The following is a 26,491-nucleotide window of genomic DNA, read 5'->3' as shown; positions in this document are numbered from 1 at the left end:
CTAAAGTTTATAGTACTCTATACCGATAACATACAAGGACAGATGTTTTTTTAGTCCGTTAAAAACTTAATTAATGTTTTTGATAGGGAACAGGTGATTATTATGGCGGATATATCAATGGATACCCGCGATTTCAGCCTCCTCTCAACAGGGAAAGGAGCGGTACAGACACAGAAGCCTGAAAATCAGGATGTGCTCGATGCCGTTAGTGAGGTACAGGACAAGGTAGCTGAACGTGTAGAGAAAGCTCAGTCAAACCAGCAACCAGAAGAACTCAGTGTTGGGGAAATGGTCGAGCAGATAAATAAGTCCCCGACTATTCGTAATACCACTCTGCAATTTGTTTTTGATGAAAAAGGTGATCCTCCTGTTGTTAAGGTTATGGACACTGAAAGCGGTGAAAAAATTCGGCAAATACCTTCTGAGCTTGCAGTCAAGTTAGCTAAAGCTATAGAAGAAATGGCCGATAACCAAGAAAGTCGGGCAGGATTGTTGTTCGATAACGAAATTTAAAGAGGTGACGATATGCCATTAGTTTCATCATTAGGTGCTCGTTCAGGTTTGGATCTGGAGGGCATCCTTAGTGCGACACTGGAAGCAGAACGCGTTCCAAAAACGAATCGGCTTGACCAGCAAGAAGGGCGGTTGCAAGTAGAGTTGTCTGCGGTTGGTGAAATGAAATCGGTACTATCGAAGCTTCAGGAAGCCGCAGAGAAACTGTCGAGTGGCGATTTATTCAGTGCAATGAAAGCGTCAGTAAAACAACCTGAGTCAGGCGATGTGATAACGGTTGAAAGTACAGAAGATGCTGGAGTGGGTAACTTCGATATTTCAGTGACTCAATTAGCTAAAGGAAGCCGTGCGGTTTCTGCCGACGGTGCTTTTGTTAATTCAGAAGATGAAGTAAACACTAATGCCGGTTCTTTGACTTTTGGGGCGGGTGACGAAAGCTTCACTCTCAATATCGAAGCAGGCTCAAGTCTGGAAGATATTCGTAAAGCTGTGAATTCTTCTCAGGATAATTTTGGTGTAACTGCTGATATTATTAATACCGGAACCGAAGCTAAGCTCGTTTTTCGCTCAAATGTAAGCGGTGATGGCAATGATTTAACTGTTACCAATGATAATGCAGAGTTTGATGCGATTTCTACGCAGGCTAATGGTGGCGGTGCAGGTGGTATGTCTATTGCTGATGCGGACAAAGCGACGGATGCTATTATTGAGATTGATGGTATTCAAGCCAGAAACGATACCAATACGTTTGAAGACGTTATTCAAGGCTCAACCATTACTGCGGTTAAAGAAAGCGAAGATGCTGAAACAGCCAAACTATCGATTGCACGTGATGAAGACGGTGTTAAGAAGTCAATTGATGCTTTTGTAAAAGCTTATAACGGTGCCGTCTCCTCTTTAAATGAAATTGGTGGCGAGAATAGTATGCTTCAGGGCGATGCAACAGTTCGTAATTTAAAAGGTCAGTTAAATAATGTGTTGACGTCAACATTTGGTGAGGGCGGACAAACTTTGTTTGACTTGGGCTTTGGCCTAGGTGAAGACGGTAAGCTTGAGTCGGAAAACCCTGTCACCAGTTTTAGTGAAGTGTTGAAAGACAATCCTGCAGCATTAGAGTCTGTATTCGGTGGTGAAAATGGTTTGGCTTCCCGTATGGACAGTTTTTTAGAGGATTACGTTAGCGGTGGTGGTTCGTTAGAGCTGCGCAAAGACACGATTAACGAAAGTCTGGATCGTGTAAAGGAAAGCCGTGAAGATCTTAAGCTTCGTATGGAGTCTATGGAAGAAACCCTGCGCTCAAAATATCAGGCTTTGGACTCCTTGGTTGGTCAGCTGCAAAGTCGTGGAAACTCGGTCAGTGCTCAGCTTGCTAACCTCCCTGGCTTTACTAGAGACAATGATTAATTAGAGGTAATATCGTATGAATGCCAAGTTAAAAGGCTACACTAAAGGTTCTCTTCAGACTCGCGTTGCGGGAGCTGACCCTTATCAACTGGTACAGATGTTGATGGCTGGCGTGCTGGAAAACCTGAATTACGCCAAAGGTGCTATTCAGCGAAAAGACTTAGAAAAGAAAAGCCACTATCTAAGTAAAGCTCAGGCCATTGTTGACTCTTTGCGCTATAGCCTGGATGACACTGCAGGTTCTGACGCCGCCGGTAACTTACGTGAACTTTACATGTATATGAGCACCCGTATTGCTGATGCATCTATTGAGCTGGATGTTGACATTATTAATGAGGTCGCGCGTTTAATGCTGGACATTAAAAGTGCGTGGGACCAAATTCCAATGGAACAGCGTGATGTTGCTATGAACCAAATGCAACAAGCTTCAGGCGCTTAAGTTTGAAAGATAAAATGCAACCTGAGAAGTTAACAAAGTTAAACGACCAGCTTAAGCAACAGATAGCGGATTCAGAATTTGAATCTGCTAACACTACGTTGGCCGAACTGATTACAAGCCTCAATAATCTTCCTGATAATTGGCAAGAGTCTCAACAGTGGGTAACTGTGGTTGCTGAAGCAGATAATTACTTGACTGAAATTCAGCCAATACTGGAAGCCGAGCAGGAAAAAGCCCGGTCTGCGATGAGTAAAATTACAAAAAGTAAAAAAGGCGTTAAGGCCTACACTGAGTAAAATTAAAGTAACTAGCAAAACAGGCTGTTACGACAGATATAAAAAAACCGGCATATGAGCCGGTTTTTTCGTTCCTGCGCCTAGGCCCAGGTCAGTAATTCTTCTTACAGTGCTTTGATCTTAGCATTTAAACGGCTCTTATGGCGTGCCGCTTTGTTTTTGCTGATAAGACCTTTAGTCGCGTAGCGATCCAGCATTGGAGCTACGTCTTTCATTGCAGTGTTTGCTGCTTCTTTGTCTTTTGTCTCAATAGCTGCGTTTACACGTTTAAGGTAAGTACGCATCATTGAACGACGGCTTGCATTGTGGCGGCGATTTTTCTCGGCCTGGATCGCACGCTTTTTAGCAGACTTAATGTTAGCCAAGGTGAACTCCTAAATTCATTAACAGAACGCTTCTCTTATAAAGGCCGCAGATTATGCCTTTTCTGCTGTAAAAGTCAACAGTGAAAAGGGAAAAACTCGGTGCTTTAACTGAGGTCTTGATAAAATAGCATCCGTCATTGGTCTCAGTTACAATCAAAAACAGAAACTTAGCTGTCAGCCGAAAGGATCTCTCGTGTCAAAAGCTTTACTCCGCTCAGGTTTTATCGTCAGTGCGATGACCCTGATCTCGCGCGTATTGGGTTTAGTGCGCGATGTGGTTATTGCCAACCTGATGGGAGCCGGCGCTGCGGCAGATGTGTTCTTTTTTGCGAATAAGATCCCCAATTTTTTACGTCGGTTATTTGCCGAGGGCGCATTTGCTCAGGCGTTTGTGCCGGTGCTCACTGAGTACAAGCAGGGCAAAGAACTGCCCGATCAGCAATTACTTATTGCCCGGGTTTCGGGCACCTTAGGTACTATTGTGACTGTGGTCACCATTTTCGGTGTGGTAGCTTCCCCGGTTGTGGCGGCGCTTTTTGGTATGGGGTGGTTTTTAGACTGGTGGAATGACGGTCCGCAGGGACAAAAGTTTGTACTCGCCAGCGACTTGCTCCGCATTACCTTTCCTTATTTATGGTTTATCAGTTTCGCCGCTATGGCCGGAGCCATACTCAATACGCTGGGCAAGTTTGCGGTAGCCGCTTTTACACCGGTATTTTTGAATGTAGCTATTATTGCGGCGGCTATCTGGTTGGCTCCCCAGCTTGAAGAACCGGAATATGCACTGGCCTGGGGTGTATTTTTCGGTGGTTTTATCCAGCTGTTATTTCAGTTGCCCTTTCTGAAAAAAGCGGGACTATTGGTTAAACCACAGTGGGGCTGGAAAGATCCGGGCGTTACCAAAATTCGCAAACTGATGCTGCCGGCTATTTTTGGGGTATCGGTTAGCCAAATCAACTTACTTCTGGATACCCTTATTGCCAGCTTTTTAATGACCGGCTCCATTAGCTGGCTTTACTACTCCGACCGATTGCTGGAATTCCCACTTGGGCTATTTGGCATTGCCATTGCAACGGTTATTTTGCCTGCGCTTTCATCACGTCATGTGGATAAATCGACTGAGAACTTCAGTGCTACGCTGGATTGGGGTATTCGCATGGTGCTATTACTGGGTGTACCGGCCATGGCGGGGCTTTTTGTATTAGCGGAGCCCATGCTTATGGTGTTGTTCATGCACGGCGCCTTCAGCCCGGACGATGCGCGTATGGCGTCTTACAGTCTTATGGCCTATTCCACCGGGTTGCTAAGTTTTATGATGGTAAAAGTTCTGGCAACGGGCTTTTACTCACGCCAGGACACTAAGCGCCCGGTGAAATACGGCATTATTGCTATGGCGGCGAACATGGTGTTTAACATTGCCTTGGCTATTCCATTCAGCTACGTCGGCCTGGCACTGGCCACGGCGGCGTCTGCGGCTATTAACGCCGGGTTGTTGGGCGTTACGTTATGGCGTGAAGGCGTGCTAAAAAAACAACCCGGCACAGGGCGTTTTATACTACAAGTGCTGTTTGCTGCAACGGCGATGATAGCCGGTGTACTGTGGTTGAGCCCGGACATTAGTGCCTGGCGTACCAGCTCGTTGGTTGAGCGCCCCTGGCTTTTGGCTCAGGTGATAGGATTCGGCGCCGCCATTTATATTGGTGTGTTGGTTATCACTGGCATGAGACCGAGACATTTCCGTGCCCGCGAGTACTGATTATCGCCTCGGTATCAGTTATAATCGCGTCTTTTCCGGAAAACATTAAGATTGTGCGGGCATGGAACTGATTCGCGGTACTCATAATCTCAGAGCTGAACATTGTGGTTGCGTATTGACCATAGGTAATTTCGATGGTGTTCATCTGGGGCATCAGGCGGTGCTGAGTCAGGTTCGGGAAAAAGCTCAGCAGTTGGGTGTGCCTTCCGCGGTTATGACCTTTGAGCCTCAACCGCAAGAGCTTTTCCAGCCTGAAAAAGCGCCTGCACGGTTAACTAACTGGCGTGAAAAATATCTCGCCTTACAGGCACAAAATGTCGACCGGCATATTGTTATTGAATTTAATAAGAAGTTTGCCAGCCAGCCAGCGCGTGAGTTCATTGAACAGACTCTGGTGGGTAAGTTAGGCGTTAAGTTTTTGGTCGTGGGCGATGACTTTCGTTTTGGCTATAAACGAGAAGGTGACTTCGAGTTGCTGCAAAAAGCCGGTAAAGAACTAGGGTTTGAGGTGGTCGATACCCGCAGTTACCGTCAGCAACAACAACGCGTTAGCAGTACCGCTATTCGTCAGGCACTAGATGATGGCGACTTTGAACAGGCGGAACAAATGCTCGGGCGGCCTTATCAAATATGTGGAAAGGTCGTACACGGACGCAAAAATGGCCGAACTATTGGTTTTCCTACCGCAAATGTGCCGTTAAAACGTTTAAAAAGCCCGTTACATGGGGTGTTTGCAGTAACAGCTCAGTTTGGTAAAGACGAAGAAATACATTCCGGCGTTGCCAACCTGGGAACCCGGCCAACATTAAATGGCGACGAAGTACAGCTGGAGGTGCATTTGTTTGAGTTTTCAGGCAATCTGTACGGTCAGCAGATGACGGTCACACCAGTGGCCAAATTGCGTAACGAGCAACGTTTTGCGTCGTTGCAGCATTTACAAGAACAAATTGAAAAAGATGCCGCCCGCGCACGCGATGCATTAGCGTGCCGGAGTCAGTAACTATGCGGAAATGGAAACAGTGACCCATGAGTGATTACAAACACACCTTAAACTTGCCAGAAACAGCATTTCCAATGCGCGGTAACCTGGCTCAGCGCGAGCCAAAGATGCTGGAGCAGTGGTATGAAACTGACCTGTACGGTCAAATTCGTGAAGCCAAAGCAGGCAAGCCAAAATTTATTCTGCACGACGGCCCTCCGTATGCGAACGGGCAAATTCACATTGGTCACGCCGTAAATAAAATTTTAAAAGACGTTATTGTTAAGGCAAAAACCTTAAGCGACTTCGACGCGCCTTACGTACCGGGCTGGGACTGTCACGGCCTGCCAATTGAACTGCAGGTAGAGAAAAAACACGGCAAGCCGGGTAAAAAACTGAACCTGGCTGAGTTCCGCGAAAAGTGTCGTGAATACGCTATGACCCAAATTGACCAGCAACGCACCGACTTTAAACGTCTGGGCGTGCTTGGCGACTGGGACAACCCCTACCTGACTATGAACTTTAAGCAGGAAGCTGACAGCGTTCGGGCGCTGGCAAAAATTATCGATAATGGTCATATGCATCAGGGCTTTAAACCGGTTCACTGGTGTACAGACTGTGGCTCCGCGCTGGCGGAAGCGGAAGTTGAATATCAGGATAAAAACTCGCCTGCTATTGATGTGCGTATGCCGGTTGCAGCTACGGCTGAAACGGTTGACCGTTTTAGCACGCCGGAAGGGCATGTGGGTGAAGGTAATGTCAGCATGGTTATCTGGACCACCACGCCGTGGACCATTCCTGCTAACCGTGCGGTGACTCTGGCCGAAGGACTCGAGTATACTCTAGTACAAGTTGAAGCCAGCGATGATCAACCTGCCGAGCGTGTGATTTTAGCCGATGATCTGGTTAATGACTGCATGGAGCGCTGGAACATCACTCACTACCACAAGCTGGGTTTCTGCAAAGGTAAAGATTTGGAAGGCCTGCAATTGCAGCATCCGTTGTTTGAACTGCAAGTTCCGGTTATTTTAGGTGATCACGTAACTACCGAAAGTGGTACCGGTTGTGTGCATACGGCGCCGGGCCATGGTGTTGACGACTTCTTAGTGGGTCAGAAATACGGGATTGAAGTTTACAACCCGGTGGGTGATAACGGCGTGTACAAAGACGATACGCCACTGTTCGCCGGACAGCATGTGTTTAAAGCGAACGAACCTATTGTTGATAAGCTACGCGAAGTGGGCAACTTGATGCATGCCGAAAGCTACCGTCACTCGTACCCGCATTGCTGGCGCCATAAAACGCCCATTATTTTCCGTGCGACGCCGCAGTGGTTTATCAGCATGGACAAGAAAGGTTTGCGCGCAGGCGCGTTAGAGCAAATTAAGAAAGTGGGATGGTTCCCTGAGTGGGGGCAAAGCCGCATAGAGTCGATGGTAGAAGGGCGCCCTGACTGGTGTATTTCTCGTCAGCGTACCTGGGGTAACCCCATTGCCATTTTCGTCAATCGCGAAACTGATGAACTCCACCCAAATACACTGGAGCTGATGGAAAAAGTCGCTCAGCTGATTGAAAAAGAAGGCGTTCAGGCCTGGTTCGACTTAGAACCTGAAACGCTGCTGGGTGAAGAAGCTGACAAGTACCGCAAAGTTACCGACACTTTAGATGTCTGGTTTGATTCTGGTGTGACGCACCATTGTGTATTGCGTGAGTTTGACGGTTTACGCTGGCCTGCAGATTTATACCTTGAAGGCTCGGATCAGCATCGCGGCTGGTTCCAGAGCTCGCTGGTTACTGGGGTTGCAATGTATGAGGAAGCGCCGTATCACCAGGTATTAACGCACGGTTTTACTGTGGATGCCCAGGGCCGGAAGATGTCGAAGTCTATTGGTAACGTGGTTGCTCCGCAGGACGTGATGAATAAGCTGGGCGGTGACATTCTGCGCTTATGGGTCGCCTCGGCAGACTATTCTGGCGAAATGACGGTTTCTGATGAAATCCTTAAGCGTTCAGCTGATGCGTATCGTCGTATTCGTAATACCTCGCGCTTTTTGCTGGCGAACTTAAGCGGCTTTGACCCTAAGCAGGATTTGGTTGCCAAGGAAGATATGGTTGAACTGGATCGCTGGATTGTCGGGCGGGCGGCAGACTTACAAAATGAATTGCTGGAAGCCTACAATAACTACCAGTTCCACAGTGTGGTGCAAAAACTCATGCATTTCTGCTCCATCGAACTGGGCAGCTTTTATCTGGATATTATTAAAGACCGCCAGTACACCGCAAAATCGGAAGGTTTAGCGCGGCGTTCGTGCCAGACGGCGCTGTATCATATTGCCGAGGCTTTAGTGCGCTGGATGGCACCAATTTGCAGTTTTACCGCTCAGGAAATCTGGGACTTGTTGCCAACCGAACGCAGCCAGTATGTCTTTACTGAAAGCTGGTATCAGGGTTTTGATGAGTTTTCTGGTGTTAAAGACGCTGAAAACGAGTTCTGGATGCAGTTACTGGAAATTCGTGATGTTGTTAACCAGGCGCTGGAACAGTCACGCCGCGACGATGTTATTGGTGGTTCGTTACAGGCCGAAGTCACATTGTACGCCGATGATAAACTGGCGACAGCTTTGAATCGCTTAGGCGAAGAGTTGCGTTTTGCACTGCTGACATCGGAAGCGCAAGTTGCCTCCATTAGTGATGCTCCTGCTGACGCAGTTAAAGCGGAAAAAATGGCTTTGGCCGTTAGTGTGACAAAATCTGAATACAAGAAGTGCGAGCGTTGCTGGCATCATCGTGAAGAGGTGGGGACGTTAGAGAGCCACCCTGATTTATGCCAGCGCTGCGTAACCAATATTGAAGGTGAAGGTGAGGAGCGTCGTTTTGCCTGATTTTTCTAACCAGACTAACCGTGCGACCGGGCTGCGTTTTTTGTGGCTGACCTTGTTGCTGGTGGTTATTGATCAAATTACTAAAATTTGGGTGGCTGGTGAGTTTGAGCTTTATGAAAGCCGAGTTTTAATTGACGGGCTATTCAACTTAACTTATGTACACAATTACGGTGCGGCCTTTAGCTTTTTAAGTGACGGTGGCGGTTGGCAACGTTGGTTCTTTACCGCCATTGCTATTGCTATCAGTGTGGTGCTGCTAATTTGGATGCGCCGCAACCCAGTGGGTTTATGGCGCCAGAATTTAGCTTTTTCCCTGATTATGGCCGGGGCTATTGGTAATGTAGCTGACCGTTTAATGTATGGTTATGTCATCGACTTTTTTGATGTTCATTATCAGGGGTGGCACTGGCCTGCCTTTAACGTAGCCGACATGGCCATTACTATTGGTGCCGCACTCATGTTGTTGGAAGCCTTTTTTGATAACCGCCGGGACAAAGCCGAGAACGGTCACGGGCAGTAAGGAGTCTCATTTGAGTCGTTTACCTATAGAGCACGGACGGGAAGTGGTTATGCACTTCACCATTAAACTGGCCGATGGCTCGGTTGCAGACAGCACAAAAATGTCAGGTAAGCCAGCCAGGTTCCGGATGGGTGATGGCAACCTGACCGAAAACTTTGAAGCGTGTCTGGTAGGGTTGCGCGAAGGTGCCGAGCGTGAGTTCACTTTGGAGCCTAAAGACGCCTTTGGTGAACCGAACCCGGACAACTATTATTATGTTGATTCGGCAAAATTTAACGATGAAACCAAACCGGAAGTTGGAGCCATTTTGGCTTTTACTCAACCGGATGGTACCGATTTACCGGGAATTGTTCGTAAGGTTGAAGGTCCAACAGTCACCATCGATTTTAATCACCCGTTGGCCGGACAAACGGTGATTTTTGAAGTAGAGATTATTAGCGTTGAGCCATAATGGGTTAATGAACCGGGCTGAACGCAGGAGGAACTGATGCAAATTTTGTTAGCGAACCCACGAGGTTTTTGTGCCGGAGTTGATCGCGCTATAACTATTGTTGAGCGGGCTTTGGAAATATTTGAGCCGCCAATTTACGTGCGTCACGAAGTGGTTCACAACAAATATGTTGTCAGTAAACTGCGCGAGGCCGGTGCGGTCTTTGTTGAAGAATTGCACGAAGTACCAGACGACCAAATTGTTATTTTTAGCGCCCATGGCGTTTCTCAGGCGGTAAGACAAGAAGCCAAAGATCGCGGCTTGCGAGTATTTGACGCGACTTGCCCATTGGTGACTAAAGTCCATATGGAAGTTACCCGTGCTAGCCGTAAAGGGCATGAATGCATTTTAATTGGTCACGCAGGACACCCTGAGGTTGAAGGGACTATGGGCCAATATAATAATTCTGAGGGTGGCATTTATTTGGTGGAGTCGCCGGAAGATGTTGCCAAGCTGGAAGTGAAAGATCCCGGTAACCTGCATTACATGAGCCAGACCACCTTATCGGTTGATGACACGGCCGACGTAATAGATGCCTTGCGTCAAAAGTTCCCAGAGATAAACGGGCCACGCAAAGACGATATATGCTATGCCACTCAAAACCGTCAGGATGCGGTACGCGAATTAGCCAGCGACGCTGATGTCATGTTGGTGGTGGGCGCGCGCAACAGCTCAAACTCAAACCGCTTACGCGAGCTTTCCGAGAAAATGGGAACCCCGGCATACCTAATTGATGACGCCAGCTGTATTGATAAAGCCTGGTTAGAAGGGCATGAGAAGGTCGCAGTCACCGCTGGCGCTTCTGCACCTGAAGTTCTGGTCAAAGAAGTGATTGCTAAGCTACAGGAATGGGGCGGTAAAACCGCAGTAGAACTAAGCGGGCGCGAAGAGAATATTACCTTTTCAATTCCACCAGAGCTAAGGCCGCACCCGGTAGGTTAAACTGGTTATCGGGAAAGCCAGAATGTCTGGGCGAGCTCGTTGTCGTTTCCCCAGTAAACTGTTACCTCGATGGTCGCGTTGAACTGATCTATAGGGGTTAACTCTGCTGTTAAATGAAGCTGCCCTGTTTCCTTTGATAGTTTTGGATTATTGCCTTGAGTCCACGTTTGTTGAGCCTCACTTAAATAAGTCATCAAAACCTCCACAGCCTTCGCTTTTGTGTGGGCATGGTCAATCGCCGATAATCCAACCTGTAAAAGCCGCAGGCTACTGACGGACCAAAGAGCTACTAGTGCAGCTCCGACCAACACTTCAACCAGAGAAAAGCCTTTATTCTTGTGCCAGTTCATAAGCCCTGCGCTCTGCTTCGAAATCTTGCTGAAGTTGTTGAGAAAGCTGTAGCCATTGATGATGTTGCTGAGCTTCTGTCATTTGCGCGTAGAAAAGCAGTGCAGCTAAACTGGCCGAGCTTAAACTTATAAGTGTTACTAAGGTGAGTATCAGAGCGAATCCTTTCGCGTTCATAGTAAGCTCCATTCAGTTAACCAGAGGAGTGATTGTTCGTTTGAAAACATGTGCCTGAGCATTGTGAGTAACGGTAAAAGTTACAACGAGTTTTGATAACCCACTACCAGATTCCGGAGCGTAAGAGTCAGCAGTAAATTGCGTGACTTTGAATTGAGACTTATCGGTTAGGGATTGCCAGCCATACCCGGCGCAATCGAGAGTCATCGAGTTATGCTGTAGCTGCTCATTCCTGACCCTGAAGCCGACCGAGCCTCCATTTTTTTGAGGAAATAAATAGCAATTGCTCTGAGGGTTTGAAATTTGCGTTGCGGCGGTATTTTTTAAGGTTTCAAAAAACTGATTTGCGACTGACTGAGCACTTAATAGTAAATTGACCCGCATTAGCTTACGGTGTTGCACTCCTGTTTGCCATTGCATTTGCTGCTGTGCTGCCAGAACAACTATCGCGCCAATAGCCGAAGCTATAAGAACTTCTACTAAACTACTGCCGCGCTCAGAAACTATTAACATGGGGGGATTCCCGGAAGTGAGTCACCTTCACTTAAGCACAAACGAATACGAGCGACACTGCTGATGATGACTTTTATTTGTCGGCTTTTACCTATTAGTTTGATATGTCCGGGTGTCGCGGCAGCTGACTCTCCAAGAAAAGTAAGCGACGCGGAAGAACTGTAAGTGTATTCGGTTTGAATGCCTGAGGTTTGCGAGTCACGGTTAAATGTAACTAAGTCAACTTCGATAGATCCCTTATTTGCTATGGACCTGGCTTTTACCAGCTGCAAATAAGACAGCCAGCGGCTGGCCTCTTTTTGAAGCAACAAAGACTCTGTCTGTTGAGTAAATATTGGCAGGGCAGAAGCACCAAGCACCGCACTGACAGCCAATGCCACGACCAATTCCATAAGAGAGTAACCGCGCATAAAAACACATTATTTTGAAGAAGAGCAACGAGTATAGAAGCTGTTTAAGCTTTGTCTGTAAGCCCCAACTGAAACGAATGTAAGATAACCTCCGAATAAAACGAAAGCTGGCTCGATTCTTGAATAAAATACTGCAGGTTCAACTTTTTGACGCAACAGGAAGACGTATGGCGGGCGGTGCCGAAAAGTTAGTAAATTTTAGAAATTTCACGCAGAACAATGCGCATCTGATCAAAGGTTTTGGAACGCCGTTGGCCATTATGGCCATTCTGGCGATGATTGTTTTGCCAATTCCGGCTGTGGTGCTGGATGTTCTCTTTTCATTTTCAATTACTTTGTCACTGGTAGTTATGCTGGTGGCGGTTTATACCCAACGTCCGCTGGATTTCGCCGCTTTTCCTACCGTTTTGCTTATTGCTACGGTACTACGCTTAAGCCTTAACGTTGCCTCTACGCGTATTGTTTTATTAGAAGGGCATAACGGGCCAGGTGCTGCAGGCTCTGTTATTGAAGCTTTTGGTAGCGTGGTCATAGGTGGTAACTACACTGTCGGCCTGGTGGTGTTCGCCATCCTGGTTATTATCAACTTTGTGGTTATCACCAAAGGTGCCGGCCGTATTTCAGAAGTAACCGCTCGCTTCACCCTTGACGCTATGCCTGGTAAACAAATGGCCATTGACGCTGACCTTAACGCGGGCCTAATTAACCAGGAAGAAGCCAAAGCACGACGCAGCGATGTAACCCGTGAGGCTGACTTCTACGGCTCCATGGATGGTGCCAGTAAGTTCGTAAAAGGGGATGCCATAGCCGGTATCCTTATTCTCTTTATTAACATTATCGGCGGTCTGCTCATTGGTATGATCCAGTACGGTCTGACCTTCAATGAGGCAGTGGAAGTTTATACGCTGTTAACCATTGGTGATGGCCTGGTAGCACAAATTCCGTCATTGTTACTGTCAGTTGCGACAGCCATTATCATTACTCGTGAAAATAACAGCCAGGACATGGGCGATGCAGTTGTTCTGCAATTGCTCGATAACCCTAAGGTTTTGGTCATTACCAGCGCGGTATTGTTTGCCATGGGGGTTATTCCCGGTATGCCGCATTTTGCCTTTTTAAGCATGTCTGCGGTGTTAGCCGGCGCGGCTTACTTTAAACTTAAGAAAACCAAGACTGAAGAAGGCGAACTGGTTGAAAAAGAACAGGAGCAGCAAGTTCAGCAGGCGCAACAAAAAGAGCTCAGCTGGGATGACGTACGCCACGTTGACACTATAGGTCTGGAAGTTGGTTATCGCTTAATTCCTTTGGTGGATAAGCAGCAGGGCGGTGAATTGCTGTCACGCATTAAAGGTGTACGTAAGAAGCAATCTCAAGAGTTTGGTTTTCTTGTTCCGGCCGTACATATTCGGGACAACCTCGATTTAGGCCCCAACAGTTACCGCATTACTCTTATGGGTGTGACCATGGGTGAAGCTGAAATTCGTCATGACTGGGAGATGGCGATTAACCCGGGTCAGGTATTCGGTGAGCTGGACGGTGAGAAGACAAAAGATCCGGCCTTTGGCCTGGATGCTGTCTGGATCCGTCCTGAGCAACGCGAGCACGCTCAAACTCTGGGTTATACCGTGGTTGACGCTGCAACTGTAGTCGCTACTCACTTAAGTCAGATTGTAACCAACCATGCATCTCAGCTGCTGGGCCACGAAGAAGCACAAGAATTGCTGGATCGTCTGGGGCGTACTCATCCTAAGCTGGTTGAGGGGCTGATTCCGGATCTATTGTCACTGGGCAACTTTGTGAAAGTACTGCAGAACTTACTGGACGAAGGCATCGCGATTCGGGATATGCGCACCATTGTACAAACTTTGGTTGAGTATGCAGGACGTAGCCAGGACCCAGAAGTACTGACGGCTGCAGTCAGAATTTCACTGCGCCGGTTAATTGTTCAGGACATTGCTGAAGGGGCGGCGGAATTGCCCGTCATAACTTTGGCACCAGAGTTGGAACAGATGTTGCATCAGTCACTGCAAATGGCTGGTAATGACGGAAATCAGCAAGGCGCCGGAATCGAACCTGGTTTGGCCGAACGCCTGCAACAGTCATTACGCGAAGTGCATCAGCAGCAGGAAATGAACGGGGAACCTTCAGTACTGCTGACCTCAGGGCTTTTACGGTCAACCATGGCGCGTTTTGCGCGTCACGCTACCGATGGTATGCGCGTGTTGTCCTATCAGGAAGTACCGGATGATAAACAAATTCGCATTGTCAGCTCAATTGGTGGACAACAAAACGGTGGTGAACAAACCGCCACACAAGAGTAACGGGAGTCGCTTGTGAAGATTAAACGCTTTTTTGCCGAAGATATGCGCCGTGGATTGCAACAGGTTAAAGAAACCTTAGGTCCGGATGCGATTATCCTGTCCAATAAGAAAGTAAACGGTGGTATTGAGCTGGTTGCAGCCATTGACCCTGATGCGCAACAGTCACAGCCATTGGCTGAACAAGCGCCGAATGAGCCGGCTGCGTCAAAGACACCGGAAGTACCGGCTGAGTCTTTGCAAGAGTTGTTGCAACGTCAGGCTCAGGCTGAACAGCCCGCACAACGCACCGCTGCGCAAGCGGTTACTGAAGCGTCAAAACGGCCAGAACCGAAAGCCGAGCCACAAGAATTTAACGCTTCTCAACTCAGCGACGATATTTTTCCTGAACAAGTAAACGCACCGGCAGCAGACGACTCCCAGGCCATTGCTGAACTTCGCTCTCAGGTCAATGGAATTCGTCAGTTGCTGGAACACCAGTTAAGCGGCTTGATGAAACAAGAAATGGATCGTGAAGAACCAACCCGCTCTATGCTGATGAACCGCTTAATGGATATGGGCTTGAGCGAGCGAGTTGCCGACCAGATTGCCTGTTTTATTCCTGAAGGGGGATCAGATGATGAAGCCTGGGAACAGACTCTGCATTTATTAGAAGGTCAGCTGAATACGACCTCTGACGACATTTTGACGCGCGGTGGAGCGGTTGCGTTAGTCGGCCCTACCGGTGTCGGTAAAACCACGACCATTGCGAAGTTAGCCGCTCGTTATGCGCAACGCCATGGTGCCGATAAAGTGGCTTTAATTACCACCGACACCTTTCGTATTGGTGCCAGTGAACAATTACAAACCTATGGTCGTATCATAGGGTGTCCGGTCAAAGTGGCAAAAAATGCACAGGAACTGGCAGATGCATTACTTGCGCTACGTCAAAAAAGTCTTATTTTGATTGATACGGCAGGCATGGGTCAACGCGACAAGCGTTTGAACGAACAGTTAAGCCAGCTTATTCAGAATTCACGATTGCGGATTCGTCCTTACCTGGTGTTGTCTGCAACATCACAAAGCCAGGTGCTGATGGATGCTGTTAAGCAATTTAAAGCACTGCCTTTGTCTGGCTGTATTTTCACTAAGTTGGACGAATGCTTAAGTTTAGGTGAGAGTATCAGCGTAGCTATAGAACATGGCTTACCGGTTGGTTATTTAACAAATGGCCAGCAAGTGCCTGAAGACATTCGGGTAGCGGATGCGAACTTTATGGTTGCCGAGGCCGAGCGCCTGCTTGATAAAAGCATTTGTTCCTCAGTGTCAGACGTGCCAAAATCGTACTGGAATGAGGCGTTTTCTCGCTGAATGAGTCAATATAATATGAAGCTGTTATCAATCTAGTCAGAAAAGAGATACGCCCGATGGATCAAGCAAGCGGTCTGCGAAGAATGAAACAATCGAAAGTAAAAGTTATTGCGGTAACTGGTGGTAAAGGCGGCGTTGGGAAAACCAACGTGTCGCTGAATATGGCTATCGCAATGGCAAAGCAGGGCAAACGAGTATTAGTGCTGGATGCCGACTTAGGTCTGGCTAACGTCGATGTTATGTTAGGCCTGCGGGTTGAGCGCAACCTGTCTCATGTGTTGAGTGGGCAGTGCGAGTTAGAGGATATTCTGATTGAAGGCCCGGCGGGAATCAAAATTGTTCCGGCAACATCGGGAACGCGCTCTATGGTGGACTTGAGCGAATCTGAACACGCCGGGTTAATTAGAGCCTTCAGCCAGCTTCAGGGGAACTATGACGTATTAATTGTCGATACTGCAGCGGGTATTGGTAATACCGTTGTCAGCTTTGCCAGAGCATCACAGGATGTTTTATTAGTGGTTTGTGATGAACCCACATCAATTACTGATGCATATGCACTGATAAAAGTATTGAGCCGGGAGCAGGGCCTGTTTAAATTCAAGGTGGTTGCCAATATGGTACGAAATCTGCGCGACGGACAAGTATTGTTCAATAAATTAACTAAAGTAACCGATCGGTTTTTAGACGTTGCTTTAGAGCTTGCCGCGATTATACCTTTTGATGACAACTTGCGTTTAGCCGTTAGAAAACAACAACCTATGGTACTGGCTTACCCAAAATCGCCGGCTTCTTTAGCGATAAAAGCTTTGGCTAAGAAAGCCATTGACTGGCCTGTTCCGGCTCAAGCCGGCGGGCATTTAGAATTTTTTCTTGAACAATTGATAACTTCTGCCGATAACGAGAGTAAGCGGGATGTTGCCAATGAATAAAGCTGCCGTTTATGCCGCCACTGCTGACAACCGAAATGCTATTATTGAACAGCATACCGGGCTGGTTAAGCGTATTGCACACCATATGATGGCTAGACTTCCAGCCAGTGTGCAAGTGGATGATTTGATCCAGGCAGGCATGATTGGCTTATTAGAAGCTGCGCGTAACTTTGATAACAGTAAAGGCGCCAGTTTCGAAACCTTTGCCGGCATTCGTATTCGTGGTGCTATGTTGGACGAAATTCGTCGTGGTGACTGGGCTCCGCGCTCGGTTCATCGTAATCATCGACGCGTACTGGAAGCCATTCGTCAGGTTGAAAATGAAACCGGACGCGATGCAAAAGACACGGAAGTGGCCGCAAAGCTGAATATGGGTATGGATGAATATCATCATATTTTGCGGGATGTCAGCACGGGACGAATCGTTGGTATTGAAGATCTTGGTGTATCAGAAGATGCTATCATGCCAGAGCAGGTAACGGGTTCAGCTTATGAACCGCAAAAAGATGTTGAGAATGCTGCGTTTCATAAAGCGTTGGTTTCGACAATATCTTCGTTACCAGAACGTGAAGCTTTGGTGCTTTCGTTGTATTATGACGAAGAATTGAATTTAAAAGAGATAGGTGAAGTGCTGAGCGTGAGTGAATCACGAGTCAGTCAAATTCACAGTCAGGCAATGTTGCGACTGAAGTCGCGAATGCAAAATTGGGTTGAATAAACTTTGGTTGTAATCGAGAGCCTCAGTGGAGGGTGCTTTGGATAAAAATATGAAAATTCTCGTTGTGGACGACTTCTCTACAATGAGACGAATCATTAAGAACTTACTTCGTGATCTTGGCTTTACCAATATACAGGAAGCCGATGACGGTAATACCGCATTGCCCATGTTGCAGAACGGTGATTTCGACTTTGTCGTAACCGACTGGAATATGCCGGGTATGCAGGGAATCGACTTGCTGCGTGAAATTCGCAAAGACGATAATCTGGCTCATTTACCGGTGTTAATGGTAACGGCGGAAGCCAAACGAGAGCAGATCATTATGGCAGCTCAAGCTGGAGTAAATGGTTACATTGTAAAACCATTTACAGCCGTAACGTTGAAAGAAAAGCTCGACAAGATTTTCGAACGAATCAGCTAAAGGGCGAACGACTATGTCTGATAACGCCCATGATATTTCTCTGGAGCAAGCCAAGGAATTAGTAGCCTTGCTGGAAGACGGGAAACAGCAGCAGGCTAACCAATTACTGGAAGATGTTTACAACCGTCGTAATGACAAGTTGTTTACCTCTGTAGGCCAGTTAACAAGAGACCTCCACGAAGCGCTCCAGGACTTTCAGGTTGACCCTCGCATCGTGCAAATGACGCAGGATGATCTTCCGGACGCGCAAAATCGACTGCTATATGTCATTGAAAAAACTGAAGACGCCGCGAATCGCACCATGGATGCTGTAGAAGCCTGTCTGCCACTTGCAGACGACATGCATAATCGTGTCGAGAAAGTGATGCCGGCCTGGAACCGGTTAATGAGCAACGATATTCAGTTAAATGAATTCAAGTCTTTATGTCATGAGGTCGATGACGTACTTAAGCGCTGTGGTGAAAATATGCCTCAAGTGCATGGGTTAATGACTGAAGTGCTTATGGCGCAAGATTTTCAGGATATTACCGGGCAAGTTATTCGTCGGGTTATTCAATTGGTCGAAGACGTTGAAAAGAACCTGATTGAATTGCTGAAGATATTTGGTAAAGAAGAAGAACGTCGTAACGCGGAAAAAGCAGGGCCTGCGCCTAAAAAAGATGCAGCCCATGCCGAAGGCCCAATTATCGATGCTGATCAACGCGATGACGTGGTTGGCGGACAAGACGAAGTGGACGATTTGTTGTCCAGTTTAGGTTTCTAGGAGCATCAGTCGCATGAGCTTTGATATGGACGAAGACATTCTGCAGGATTTTTTGATCGAGGCTGGAGAGATCCTCGAACAACTGTCTGAACAGCTAGTTGAACTGGAAAATGACCCGCAAAACAAAGACCTGTTGAATGCTATTTTCCGTGGCTTTCATACGGTTAAAGGTGGCGCCGGATTCCTGTCGTTGGGAGCTCTGGTTGATACCTGTCATGGTGCGGAAAACGTATTCGATACCCTGCGTAATGGTCAACGTACTGTCACTTCCGACTTGATGGACGTGATTCTTCAGTCTTTGGATACTATCAATACTCAGTTTGCGCAGGTGCGCGCTAAAGAAGAGCCTGAAGCAGCTTCACCAGAGTTACTGGAATTATTGCATAAGTTAAGTGAACCAGAGTCTGAGGACGAAGAACCTATAGAGGTTCCAAAAGACGAACCCGCCGAGGAAACAGATCCGGAACCAGAACCTGCAGCAGAAGAAAGCAGCAGCGAGAGCATTGACGAAATTCAGGACGATGAGTTTGAAGCGTTGCTGGATGAGTTACACGGTGAAGGCAAAGGTCCCGGAAAAGAAGATAAGCCAGCGGCGTCCAAACCCAAGGTAAATGAAGACAGTGATGAGATTTCAGATGACGAATTTGAGTCATTGCTGGACGAACTTCATGGGAGCGGCAAAGCGCCTCAAAGTGCTGAGAAAAAACAAGAAAAGCAGAAAGAGCCCGCAAAAGACGACGAAATAACAGACGACGAATTTGAATCCTTGCTGGACGAGTTGCATGGCAGTGGCAAAGCGCCGACGCCGAAAGGTGATAAGCCGGCTAACGAGCCTGCGCCGAAAAAGCCTGAACCCAAAGCGCAGCCAAAACCTGCGGCAAAACCAGCATCTAAGCCAGAAGCTAAGCCTGAGCCGAAATCAGAGCCTAAAGCGAAACCAGCAGCGGCTCAGCCGGTAGATAAAAAACCAGCTGCACCAGCGCCTGCTCCGGTTGAAACTACTGTGCGGGTTGATACCAAGCGCTTAGATGAAATTATGAACATGGTCGGCGAGCTGGTACTGGTCAGAAACCGTCTGTTGAGCCTGAGTAATTCTGACGAGTCAGACAGTGCTGAAATGGGCAAAGCTATTTCAAACCTGGATGTTGTCACTGGTGACTTGCAGGGCGCAGTGATGAAAACCCGGATGCAGCCAATTAAGAAAGTGTTTGGTCGTTTCCCCCGGGTTGTCCGTGACCTGGCTCGTAGCCTGAAGAAAGAAATTAATCTTGAGATGTACGGTGAAGAAACCGATTTAGATAAGAACTTAGTTGAGGCGTTGGCCGATCCTTTGGTGCATTTGGTTCGTAACTCTGTTGACCATGGTATCGAAATGCCGGATGAGCGTGAAGCGAATGGTAAGTCGCGCTCAGGAACCGTTACTTTGTCGGCATCTCAGGAAGGCGACCATATTATGCTGTCGATTAAAGACGATGGTGCCGGTATGGACGCTGAAAAACTGAGAGGCATTGCCGTTAAGAAAGGCATTATGGACGCAGACTCCGCTGCACGTTTAAGCGATGAAGATGCTTATAACTTGATTTTCGCCGCCGGTTTCTCGACCAAAGAACAAGTTTCGGATATTTCCGGTCGTGGTGTTGGCATGGATGTGGTTAAGACCAAAATCAGTCAGCTCAACGGTAGCGTTAAAATTAATTCAGAGTTAGGTAAAGGTACTGAGCTCTTGATTAAAGTGCCACTGACTCTGGCAATATTGCCGACGCTAATGGTCGCCGTAAAAGATCAGACTTTTGCTTTGCCGCTTGCTGTTGTCAGCGAAATTATCGACCTGGATATGAAACGCACTAATACCGTAGACGGTCAGTTGACTCTCATTGTACGTAACCGGGCGATTCCGTTGTTCTTCCTGGAAAAATGGCTAGTCCGTAACCATGATGGTTCAAGTCGTAAAGAACAAGGCCATGTAGTGGTTGTGCAAATTGGTAACCAACAAGTTGGCTTTGTGGTGAACGCACTGATTGGTCAGGAAGAAGTGGTTATTAAACCCTTAGATAAGTTACTGCAGGGTACGCCAGGAATGGCCGGAGCAACAATTACCAGCGATGGTGGTATTGCTCTGATAGTTGATGTGCCCAGCATGCTTAAGTATTACGCCAAAAGATAACGGGATAAACCGTTCATGACTGTAAAAGTTCTCGTGGTAGACGACTCGGCGTTTTTCAGGCGCCGGGTAACTGAGATTTTAGAAGACAATACCAACATTAAAGTGATTGGTAGTGCGAATAATGGCGAAGAAGCGGTAGAACAAAGCCGGATCCTTAAGCCGGACGTTATCACCATGGATATTGAGATGCCGGTAATGAACGGTATTGATGCTGTTAAAGCCATTATGAGCAGCAATCCTTGTCCTATTTTGATGTTCAGTTCGCTGACTCATGAGGGAGCGACAGCAACGCTGAACGCACTCGAGGCGGGAGCCGCGGACTTTCTGCCGAAGAAATTTGAAGATATCGCCCGTAACCGCGACGAGGCAGTAAAAACTCTGCAGGATCGCGTTTTAGCGATTGCGAGGCAGCCGGTAAGTCGAACGTCTGCGCGGCCATCAACACCGCCGCCTGTTGCCAAGCAACCGGAACGTCCGTCAGAGCCCACTACAGCGCTGGATCGTATTCGGCAACGTAATAATGAGCTGCAAAGTCAGCGCGAAAGTGATGCGCGGACAGCGACATCGGCTGGCGCATTAACAATAAACCGGGCTTATCAATTACTGGCGATAGGAACCTCAACCGGTGGCCCTGTTGCATTGCAAAAAATACTCACCCAATTGCCCGGCAATTTTCCTTACCCTATTGTTATGGTTCAACACATGCCTGCGGCTTTTACCAAGGCCTTTTCACAGCGTCTGGATGGTCTGTGTCAGGTGCATGTTAAAGAAGCCGAAGACGGTGATGTGCTAAAAGCCGGAACCGCGTATTTAGCGCCAGGTGGCAAACAGATGATGGTTGAAGGCCGCCCGGGTAGCGCAAGACTAAGAATAAAAGATGACACTAGCGGGCGCATTACTTATAAGCCGAGTGTCGATTTAACCTTTGCCAGCTTATCGAAAACCTATATGGGCAAAGTGCTGGGCGTGATTTTAACCGGCATGGGAGCAGACGGGCGTGATGGCTCACTTATGCTGAAAGACCAGGGCGCGACTATTTGGGCTCAGGATCAGGCTAGCTGCGTTGTATACGGGATGCCACAAGCGGTAGCCCAAGCGGGCATTTCAACCCGCAGTATCAGTCTCGAAGGAATGGCAAAGGCTATTATGAAAGAAGTCGGTTACAGCGGCTTATAGCAGGATGAGTGAATGATCGTATGGACGGTAGCTAATCAAAAAGGTGGGGTCGGAAAGACCACCACAACCGTTGCGCTGGCAGGCCTATTGGCTGAACAGGGTAAGCGAGTCCTTTGTATTGATACTGATCCCCATGCGTCATTAACCTATTATTTTGGCATTGATTCAGAATCGTTGGAGTCCGGCTCCTTCGATGTCTTCAGCGCAGGCAAAGTTGTAACCGCAGATTTGATGCGCCGCAGTATTTTGTCTACCCAGTTTAAGCATCTGAGTGTTATGCCTGCCACTATGGCCCTGGCTACGCTGGATCGTAAACTTGGTACTCAGGACGGCATGGGACTGGTCTTAAAACGTGGCCTGGCAATGATCGCTGACGATTTCGACTATGTGCTTATTGATGTGCCGCCGGTGCTGGGTGTTCTTATGGTCAACGCACTTGCCTGTTGCCAGAGAGTATTGATTCCAGTTCAAACCGAGTTTTTAGCGCTAAAAGGGTTAGAGCGCATGATGCGAACCTTGACACTAGTTCATAAGTCTCGCGGCGAGAATTACGCTTATACGATTATCCCAACACTTTATGACAAACGAACCAATGCATCTTTGCAAACGTATAAGAAGCTCATTGCACGTTATGGTCGCTCGGTCTGGAATGGCATGATCCCAATAGATACGAAATTCCGCGATGCCTCTAATGAGCAGCTCACGCCTTCTGCTTATGCACCGAAATCGCGAGGGGTGTTGGCTTACCAGTCACTATTAACTAATTTGAAGCAGCTGGAAGAGCGTTGATTTATGACAACTAAACGCGATAACAGTGAAGCCGCTATGGCAGAATACCTCAACGCTTTACTGCTTGAGGAAGAAACGGTTGAGTTTGACAATGAACCGGTTAAACGGTTGTTAGAGCAAGCGGCACCGAAAATTCAGGCGGTTGCTGAGGAAGAAACGGTTAGCTTAAACCGTGAACAGGATTTATTACCTTTAGTTTCTGCAAAAGCGGACGATAGCTATAAAGAACCAGAGGTTGAAACGGTAACAGAAGTTGAAGCAGAAACTGTTGACCTGACAACCACTGAGACAGACATTGATACGGAAGTACATACTGACACCGAAACAGAAGTGGAGACTGAAGTTTTTGAGGTTTCTGAACCTCCAGCGGAGCCACTTCCCGATGCGATGTCAGAGTATATGGAACAGGACTTTCAGGCATTATTTTTTAAAGTGGCAGGTTTAACTCTGGCCGTGCCGCTAAAAAGCTTGGGGGGCATCCATCAACTGGGCAAAATTAGTCCGCTGATGGGAAAACCTAAGTGGTTCCGCGGTATTATGACCGAGCGTGACAATAAATTGCAGGTGGTTGATACGGCTCGTTGGGTCATGCCGGAAAAATGTACGCCGGAGCTGGAAGAGAGTTTAGATTATCAGTATCTAATTACTTTGAATGACAGCCCATGGGGACTGTTGTGTGAGGAATTAGTGACCAGTGAACCTTTGCAGCCACAATCGATTCAGTGGCGTAAGGAATCAAATAATAAGCGACCCTGGCTTGCCGGGGTTGTCCGTGACAGAATGTGTGCATTGCTGGATGTTAACGCATTGATTACACTTCTGGATAAAGGTCTGGGACATATCCAGCAAGATTAATAACGCATGGCGGAGTAAGAGATGAGTAAAGATAATCGCGCTATCAAGAATGAAACTGACGTTGATGGGAATGACGAAGTTCTGCAGTGGGTAACTTTCCAGCTGGAACAGGAAACTTACGGTATCAATGTAATGCAGGTTCAGGAAGTGCTGCGCTACAGCGAAATTGCTCCCGTACCCGGCGCACCCAGTTATGTATTAGGTATTATCAATTTGCGCGGTAACGTGGTTACAGTTATTGATACGCGCCTTCGCTTTGGCTTGCAGACAACCGAAGTCACTGACAATTCACGTATTGTGATCATTGAGTCTGAACAGCAGGTTATTGGCATACTGGTCGATAGTGTTGCCGAGGTGGTTTATCTGAAAACTTCTGAAATTGATAGCGCTCCGAATGTGGGTACTGACGAGAGTGCTCGCTTTATTCAGGGTGTAAGTAACCGCGATGACGAACTCTTGATTCTGGTTGACCTGGATAAAATGCTCACCGATGAAGAGTGGGATGAAATTTCCCGTCTGAGCTAAATGATGACGAACTGGTTATTTGCTATTTCAGCGCTGGCTCTCGGGCTGGCGCTTATTGCTTTAGTCGCGGTGGTTATTACCTCGCGGCGGCAAGCTGAGCTCATTGAGCGTCAGCAGCAACGTTTGCTTATGCTGACAGAAACTGCCAGTGAAGTGTTGTCGCTACGAGAACAGTTCAAACAACCCTCTGAAGCACCCCCAAAAACTGACTTTGCTCAGCAACACGTGGTAGCTCAGTTGCAGCAGCAAGTTGTGCAGCTAAACGAGGAACAACAGCAGTTACAGCAAAGGTTGCAAGAGGTTGCGGAGCAGGACCCTGGTAGTAAGCTTTATCAGCGCGCAGCTAAGTTAGTGGCGAGCGGAGCCAGTGTTGAAGAACTGATGCAGGAATGCGACCTGCCGCAGGCTGAGGCTGAGTTATTAACCTCGTTGCACAAGAAAGGCGCATAAACCAGTTTAACCCTCCTCCCATTGTCTTGGGAACTTGCCATCCAGTAAGTATGCGAAAGCGATAATTTCCGCAATAATAATGTAGAGCTCCCGTGGAATTTCATCACCCACATTCAGTTTGGCCAGCGAATCGGACAGCAGAGGATCTTCATGGACTAAAACGCCATGCTCTTTTGCAACGGCAATAATTTCTTCAGCAAGTTCGTCAAATCCCCGGGCTATGACTTTGGGCGCATTAAAGCCGTCGTAAGATAAACCTATCGCTTGTTTTTCTTTCTTGTCACTCATACTGTCACCCGAATAATACCGCTATGCTGCTGTGCCAGATTGTCCGGAATTTTGCCTTGCTGCACCCGAAGCTTAACGCTGTTAACCTCCAGTTCGGCAAGCCTTTTTTCAAGCTTTTCGACATTACTCTCAACCACTTTTTGCGCCGCCTTCGTTTCGGTGTAGAAGTCAACCGATGACCCTTGTGGGTGATAGCGACCTTTAACCAGCAAAGGCCCGGTACTTTCCAGTTCAAAGCGCAGAGTAAATAACCATAAGGTGCGACCGTTACTCTCTTTATTGCTGCTTTCGCGCTCACTGCGAATAAGCAGTTCATGCTGCTGTGGTTTTTGTGTATCAGCGGGTAGCAGAATGTAATATTCCGGTTGTTGAGGAGGTGAATCCTGCAATCTGGCCTGACTGCTTTGCGCCGAGTTGAGGATGCCGGTAAAGAGCTGTAATAGTCGCTGCAACTGTTGTTGCGGTAATTGTTGCAACAGGGCATTAATGCGCTCGCGCACTTCGCCTGCATTTTCAGGGGCAGGGTTAAGCACCTGCTGAATAAAGGCCTGAGTAAACTGATTTGGTGAGGTTCTTGCAGCACTACTACTGCTGGTCGTTTCCGGTTGCTGCTGCATTGCAAGGCCCAGCAGCGTCATTAGCATTTGCCCTAATCCTCCCATTTGCTGACTGGGTTGAGCGCTGACCGGGCGCGCCGCAAACCAGTCGCTGACCCAGCTCTGCAAGGCCTGGGGGCGCTGCATGGAATCCGGTGTTGGCATTTGCTGAAGTACTCTGACTAAAAGCTGTTGTAAAGCCTTAGGTGGCGACTGAACTGCTTCTCTTGCTGCTTCCGCTGACAATCGGGCCGTCGGCTGCTGAACGCTTTCAGTCGTGCTCGTTGAGGAGGGCGAAGGCCGCAGGCTTTGCGGTATAAAGTTCTGCAATGCCTGTTGAAATTGTTTGGGTGTTATTTGCTGAGCCTGTTTTATTGCTAACCCGGTTGCCGTGGGTATCGACACTTTTTGCGCTGGCGAGGGCTGGGCAGCGGTGTTTGGTTGACTCACTGGCGGGTTAACTGGCTGGGTACCTGGCTTTGCTGTTAGCGGCTGTTGCGGTGTCGGTTGCACCGTAGCAACCCGACCTTGCTCAACAAAGGCTTTAATCAACTTATGTGGCAGTTGGGTTACCGGCACCTCTGCAACAGCCACTGGTTTTGTTGCACCAGTGCTAAGGGCTACACGAACTATCGGCTGTTTGGGATCTGGCTGAGTTATTGTCAGTTGCAATTTCGTTGCCACCGTTAGTGGCGGCTGAATACTTTTGGGCGGGTTAGGCCATTGCCAGTTGTTACCCTGAATACGAGGTGGTTGCTGGCCTTTCGCGGGCTCAAAAGTTACCGGTAAACTGATCTGAACCAATAATTGGGCGAGTAACCGGGTTGTATTTGCCTGATTAAGCGAGCCTGCATTTATCGAGGGCGTCGGAATATTGCTCTGTTGTGGAGCCTGAGTTGTGGCTGCGGCTGAATTGCCACTAGAGGCTGAGCCGCTGAAAATACGCATTAGACTGGACAATTGCTGCTGCTCGGCACGAGCTAAAGTTCGTTCCGGAGAAGCCATCATTTGTTGTAACAGTTGCTTAATATCAGCCATGCGCTTTACCTAATTTTTATGGTAGAATCTTGGGCATTTGCGTCAGCTTACCAGTAAGGTTCCGGTTGTAAAATCCG

General features: G+C 47.8%; 29 protein-coding genes. 22 read left to right on the top strand and 7 right to left on the bottom strand.

What is annotated here, in order from left to right; translation table 11 throughout:
• The first annotated feature begins 102 nt into the window (after positions 1-102).
• From ACN0RF_RS05605 to ACN0RF_RS05590, 4 genes are read left to right on the top strand one after another with little or no spacing between them, the layout of a single operon-like run.
• Complete coding sequence (locus ACN0RF_RS05605) at positions 103-513, top strand: flagellar protein FlaG (RefSeq protein WP_417438305.1); 411 nt, start codon at positions 103-105, stop codon at positions 511-513.
• A 12-nt stretch (positions 514-525) separates the two neighbouring features.
• Positions 526-1,917 (top strand): flagellar filament capping protein FliD, encoded by a 1,392-nt coding sequence (gene fliD / locus ACN0RF_RS05600; RefSeq protein ID WP_417438304.1) that lies wholly within the window; start codon positions 526-528, stop codon positions 1,915-1,917.
• 16 nt (positions 1,918-1,933) lie between these two features.
• Positions 1,934-2,356 (top strand): flagellar export chaperone FliS, encoded by a 423-nt coding sequence (gene fliS / locus ACN0RF_RS05595; RefSeq protein ID WP_417438303.1) that lies wholly within the window; start codon positions 1,934-1,936, stop codon positions 2,354-2,356.
• Positions 2,357-2,358: 2 nt separating this feature from the next.
• Entirely contained in the window at positions 2,359-2,652 is a 294-nt protein-coding gene (locus ACN0RF_RS05590; protein ID WP_417438302.1) for a hypothetical protein, read from the top strand.
• Between the two features lie 104 nt (positions 2,653-2,756).
• Here the strand turns inward: ACN0RF_RS05590 and rpsT are convergent, their stop codons facing one another.
• On the bottom strand, positions 2,757-3,017 hold the full coding sequence (rpsT, locus tag ACN0RF_RS05585) for a 30S ribosomal protein S20 (RefSeq protein WP_011234382.1): 261 nt from the start codon (positions 3,015-3,017) through the stop codon (positions 2,757-2,759).
• Between the two features lie 193 nt (positions 3,018-3,210).
• Here rpsT and murJ point away from each other — a divergent pair, with 193 nt between their 5' ends.
• The 6 genes from murJ to ispH all read left to right on the top strand — a co-directional run bounded on the left by murJ (position 3,211) and on the right by ispH (position 10,586).
• Entirely contained in the window at positions 3,211-4,773 is a 1,563-nt protein-coding gene (gene murJ / locus ACN0RF_RS05580; RefSeq protein ID WP_417438301.1) for a murein biosynthesis integral membrane protein MurJ, read from the top strand.
• Between the two features lie 61 nt (positions 4,774-4,834).
• Positions 4,835-5,773, top strand: coding sequence for a bifunctional riboflavin kinase/FAD synthetase (gene ribF, locus ACN0RF_RS05575; protein ID WP_417438300.1), 939 nt, complete (start codon positions 4,835-4,837; stop codon positions 5,771-5,773).
• A 26-nt stretch (positions 5,774-5,799) separates the two neighbouring features.
• A complete protein-coding gene (gene ileS / locus ACN0RF_RS05570) occupies positions 5,800-8,634 on the top strand; it encodes an isoleucine--tRNA ligase (protein WP_417438299.1) in 2,835 nt (944 codons plus the stop codon).
• Positions 8,627-9,154 (top strand): signal peptidase II, encoded by a 528-nt coding sequence (lspA, locus tag ACN0RF_RS05565; RefSeq protein WP_253619815.1) that lies wholly within the window; start codon positions 8,627-8,629, stop codon positions 9,152-9,154. The genes ileS and lspA overlap by 8 nt, the downstream gene beginning before the upstream one ends.
• A 10-nt stretch (positions 9,155-9,164) precedes the next feature.
• Entirely contained in the window at positions 9,165-9,605 is a 441-nt protein-coding gene (fkpB, locus tag ACN0RF_RS05560) for an FKBP-type peptidyl-prolyl cis-trans isomerase (RefSeq protein ID WP_034819709.1), read from the top strand.
• Between the two features lie 36 nt (positions 9,606-9,641).
• A complete protein-coding gene (gene ispH / locus ACN0RF_RS05555) occupies positions 9,642-10,586 on the top strand; it encodes a 4-hydroxy-3-methylbut-2-enyl diphosphate reductase (RefSeq protein WP_114981608.1) in 945 nt (314 codons plus the stop codon).
• A gap of 5 nt (positions 10,587-10,591) precedes the next feature.
• Here the strand turns inward: ispH and ACN0RF_RS05550 are convergent, their stop codons facing one another.
• The 4 genes from ACN0RF_RS05550 to ACN0RF_RS05535 are packed head-to-tail and all read right to left on the bottom strand — an operon-like array spanning position 10,592 to position 12,034.
• Positions 10,592-10,936 carry a PulJ/GspJ family protein gene (locus ACN0RF_RS05550; protein WP_273024820.1) on the bottom strand — a complete coding sequence of 115 codons (345 nt, stop codon included), beginning with the start codon at positions 10,934-10,936 and terminating at the stop codon, positions 10,592-10,594.
• On the bottom strand, positions 10,917-11,111 hold the full coding sequence (locus ACN0RF_RS05545) for a Type II secretion pathway-like protein (RefSeq protein ID WP_273024821.1): 195 nt from the start codon (positions 11,109-11,111) through the stop codon (positions 10,917-10,919). Before ACN0RF_RS05545 ends, ACN0RF_RS05550 begins: the two co-directional genes overlap by 20 nt.
• Positions 11,112-11,123: 12 nt before the next feature.
• The gene (locus ACN0RF_RS05540; RefSeq protein ID WP_273024822.1) at positions 11,124-11,624 is read right to left on the bottom strand and encodes a prepilin-type N-terminal cleavage/methylation domain-containing protein; all 501 of its coding nucleotides are present in this window, start codon (positions 11,622-11,624) and stop codon (positions 11,124-11,126) included.
• Positions 11,618-12,034, bottom strand: a complete 417-nt coding sequence (locus ACN0RF_RS05535) for a prepilin-type N-terminal cleavage/methylation domain-containing protein (RefSeq protein ID WP_417438298.1) — start codon at positions 12,032-12,034, stop codon at positions 11,618-11,620. Before ACN0RF_RS05535 ends, ACN0RF_RS05540 begins: the two co-directional genes overlap by 7 nt.
• 167 nt (positions 12,035-12,201) lie before the next feature.
• On the opposite strand from ACN0RF_RS05535, the gene flhA reads away from it, so the two are divergent.
• Genes flhA through ACN0RF_RS05475 form a run of 12 tightly spaced genes read left to right on the top strand, consistent with a single transcriptional unit; the run spans position 12,202 to position 24,492 of the window.
• Positions 12,202-14,355 (top strand): flagellar biosynthesis protein FlhA, encoded by a 2,154-nt coding sequence (gene flhA / locus ACN0RF_RS05530; RefSeq protein ID WP_011234371.1) that lies wholly within the window; start codon positions 12,202-12,204, stop codon positions 14,353-14,355.
• Between the two features lie 12 nt (positions 14,356-14,367).
• The gene (gene flhF, locus ACN0RF_RS05525) at positions 14,368-15,702 is read left to right on the top strand and encodes a flagellar biosynthesis protein FlhF (RefSeq protein ID WP_417438297.1); all 1,335 of its coding nucleotides are present in this window, start codon (positions 14,368-14,370) and stop codon (positions 15,700-15,702) included.
• A 56-nt stretch (positions 15,703-15,758) separates the two neighbouring features.
• Positions 15,759-16,631, top strand: a complete 873-nt coding sequence (locus ACN0RF_RS05520) for a MinD/ParA family protein (protein ID WP_011234369.1) — start codon at positions 15,759-15,761, stop codon at positions 16,629-16,631.
• A complete protein-coding gene (locus ACN0RF_RS05515; protein ID WP_011234368.1) occupies positions 16,624-17,349 on the top strand; it encodes an RNA polymerase sigma factor FliA in 726 nt (241 codons plus the stop codon). Before ACN0RF_RS05520 ends, ACN0RF_RS05515 begins: the two co-directional genes overlap by 8 nt.
• Before the next feature lie 37 nt (positions 17,350-17,386).
• On the top strand, positions 17,387-17,770 hold the full coding sequence (gene cheY / locus ACN0RF_RS05510; RefSeq protein WP_016341317.1) for a chemotaxis response regulator CheY: 384 nt from the start codon (positions 17,387-17,389) through the stop codon (positions 17,768-17,770).
• 13 nt (positions 17,771-17,783) lie between these two features.
• Positions 17,784-18,533, top strand: a complete 750-nt coding sequence (locus tag ACN0RF_RS05505; protein WP_110012748.1) for a protein phosphatase CheZ — start codon at positions 17,784-17,786, stop codon at positions 18,531-18,533.
• Between the two features lie 13 nt (positions 18,534-18,546).
• Positions 18,547-20,697 (top strand): chemotaxis protein CheW, encoded by a 2,151-nt coding sequence (locus ACN0RF_RS05500; RefSeq protein WP_417438295.1) that lies wholly within the window; start codon positions 18,547-18,549, stop codon positions 20,695-20,697.
• 15 nt (positions 20,698-20,712) lie between these two features.
• Entirely contained in the window at positions 20,713-21,873 is a 1,161-nt protein-coding gene (locus tag ACN0RF_RS05495) for a protein-glutamate methylesterase/protein-glutamine glutaminase (protein WP_417438294.1), read from the top strand.
• Between the two features lie 12 nt (positions 21,874-21,885).
• Entirely contained in the window at positions 21,886-22,662 is a 777-nt protein-coding gene (locus ACN0RF_RS05490; protein WP_414018544.1) for a ParA family protein, read from the top strand.
• 3 nt (positions 22,663-22,665) lie between these two features.
• A complete protein-coding gene (locus tag ACN0RF_RS05485; protein WP_417438293.1) occupies positions 22,666-23,517 on the top strand; it encodes a chemotaxis protein CheW in 852 nt (283 codons plus the stop codon).
• A gap of 21 nt (positions 23,518-23,538) precedes the next feature.
• Positions 23,539-24,042, top strand: a complete 504-nt coding sequence (locus ACN0RF_RS05480; protein WP_011234361.1) for a chemotaxis protein CheW — start codon at positions 23,539-23,541, stop codon at positions 24,040-24,042.
• Positions 24,043-24,492, top strand: coding sequence for a DUF2802 domain-containing protein (locus tag ACN0RF_RS05475; protein ID WP_417438292.1), 450 nt, complete (start codon positions 24,043-24,045; stop codon positions 24,490-24,492).
• A gap of 6 nt (positions 24,493-24,498) precedes the next feature.
• Here ACN0RF_RS05475 and ACN0RF_RS05470 read toward each other — a convergent pair whose 3' ends face one another.
• Both ACN0RF_RS05470 and ACN0RF_RS05465 read right to left on the bottom strand, forming a co-directional pair.
• Complete coding sequence (locus ACN0RF_RS05470; RefSeq protein WP_011234359.1) at positions 24,499-24,780, bottom strand: EscU/YscU/HrcU family type III secretion system export apparatus switch protein; 282 nt, start codon at positions 24,778-24,780, stop codon at positions 24,499-24,501.
• On the bottom strand, positions 24,777-26,414 hold the full coding sequence (locus ACN0RF_RS05465; protein ID WP_417438291.1) for a flagellar hook-length control protein FliK: 1,638 nt from the start codon (positions 26,412-26,414) through the stop codon (positions 24,777-24,779). The genes ACN0RF_RS05470 and ACN0RF_RS05465 overlap by 4 nt, the downstream gene beginning before the upstream one ends.
• Positions 26,415-26,491: the final 77 nt, after the last annotated feature.

This window comes from Idiomarina sp. (assembly GCF_048260185.1).
Lineage (GTDB): Bacteria > Pseudomonadota > Gammaproteobacteria > Enterobacterales > Alteromonadaceae > Idiomarina.
Note: the sequence above shows the minus strand (reverse complement) of the source record. Positions and strands in the feature narration are given on the sequence as shown.

Coding starts and splice junctions, on each gene's coding strand:
- ACN0RF_RS05605 (WP_417438305.1), top strand. CDS start 103: ATGGCGGATATATCAATGGATACCCGCGATTTCAGCCTCCTCTCAACA.
- fliD (WP_417438304.1), top strand. CDS start 526: ATGCCATTAGTTTCATCATTAGGTGCTCGTTCAGGTTTGGATCTGGAG.
- fliS (WP_417438303.1), top strand. CDS start 1,934: ATGAATGCCAAGTTAAAAGGCTACACTAAAGGTTCTCTTCAGACTCGC.
- ribF (WP_417438300.1), top strand. CDS start 4,835: ATGGAACTGATTCGCGGTACTCATAATCTCAGAGCTGAACATTGTGGT.
- ileS (WP_417438299.1), top strand. CDS start 5,800: ATGAGTGATTACAAACACACCTTAAACTTGCCAGAAACAGCATTTCCA.
- ispH (WP_114981608.1), top strand. CDS start 9,642: ATGCAAATTTTGTTAGCGAACCCACGAGGTTTTTGTGCCGGAGTTGAT.
- ACN0RF_RS05550 (WP_273024820.1), bottom strand. CDS start 10,936: ATGAACTGGCACAAGAATAAAGGCTTTTCTCTGGTTGAAGTGTTGGTC.
- ACN0RF_RS05545 (WP_273024821.1), bottom strand. CDS start 11,111: ATGAACGCGAAAGGATTCGCTCTGATACTCACCTTAGTAACACTTATA.
- ACN0RF_RS05540 (WP_273024822.1), bottom strand. CDS start 11,624: ATGTTAATAGTTTCTGAGCGCGGCAGTAGTTTAGTAGAAGTTCTTATA.
- ACN0RF_RS05535 (WP_417438298.1), bottom strand. CDS start 12,034: ATGCGCGGTTACTCTCTTATGGAATTGGTCGTGGCATTGGCTGTCAGT.
- flhA (WP_011234371.1), top strand. CDS start 12,202: ATGGCGGGCGGTGCCGAAAAGTTAGTAAATTTTAGAAATTTCACGCAG.
- ACN0RF_RS05520 (WP_011234369.1), top strand. CDS start 15,759: ATGGATCAAGCAAGCGGTCTGCGAAGAATGAAACAATCGAAAGTAAAA.
- ACN0RF_RS05515 (WP_011234368.1), top strand. CDS start 16,624: ATGAATAAAGCTGCCGTTTATGCCGCCACTGCTGACAACCGAAATGCT.
- ACN0RF_RS05505 (WP_110012748.1), top strand. CDS start 17,784: ATGTCTGATAACGCCCATGATATTTCTCTGGAGCAAGCCAAGGAATTA.
- ACN0RF_RS05500 (WP_417438295.1), top strand. CDS start 18,547: ATGAGCTTTGATATGGACGAAGACATTCTGCAGGATTTTTTGATCGAG.
- ACN0RF_RS05495 (WP_417438294.1), top strand. CDS start 20,713: ATGACTGTAAAAGTTCTCGTGGTAGACGACTCGGCGTTTTTCAGGCGC.
- ACN0RF_RS05490 (WP_414018544.1), top strand. CDS start 21,886: ATGATCGTATGGACGGTAGCTAATCAAAAAGGTGGGGTCGGAAAGACC.
- ACN0RF_RS05485 (WP_417438293.1), top strand. CDS start 22,666: ATGACAACTAAACGCGATAACAGTGAAGCCGCTATGGCAGAATACCTC.
- ACN0RF_RS05480 (WP_011234361.1), top strand. CDS start 23,539: ATGAGTAAAGATAATCGCGCTATCAAGAATGAAACTGACGTTGATGGG.
- ACN0RF_RS05475 (WP_417438292.1), top strand. CDS start 24,043: ATGATGACGAACTGGTTATTTGCTATTTCAGCGCTGGCTCTCGGGCTG.
- ACN0RF_RS05470 (WP_011234359.1), bottom strand. CDS start 24,780: ATGAGTGACAAGAAAGAAAAACAAGCGATAGGTTTATCTTACGACGGC.
- ACN0RF_RS05465 (WP_417438291.1), bottom strand. CDS start 26,414: ATGGCTGATATTAAGCAACTGTTACAACAAATGATGGCTTCTCCGGAA.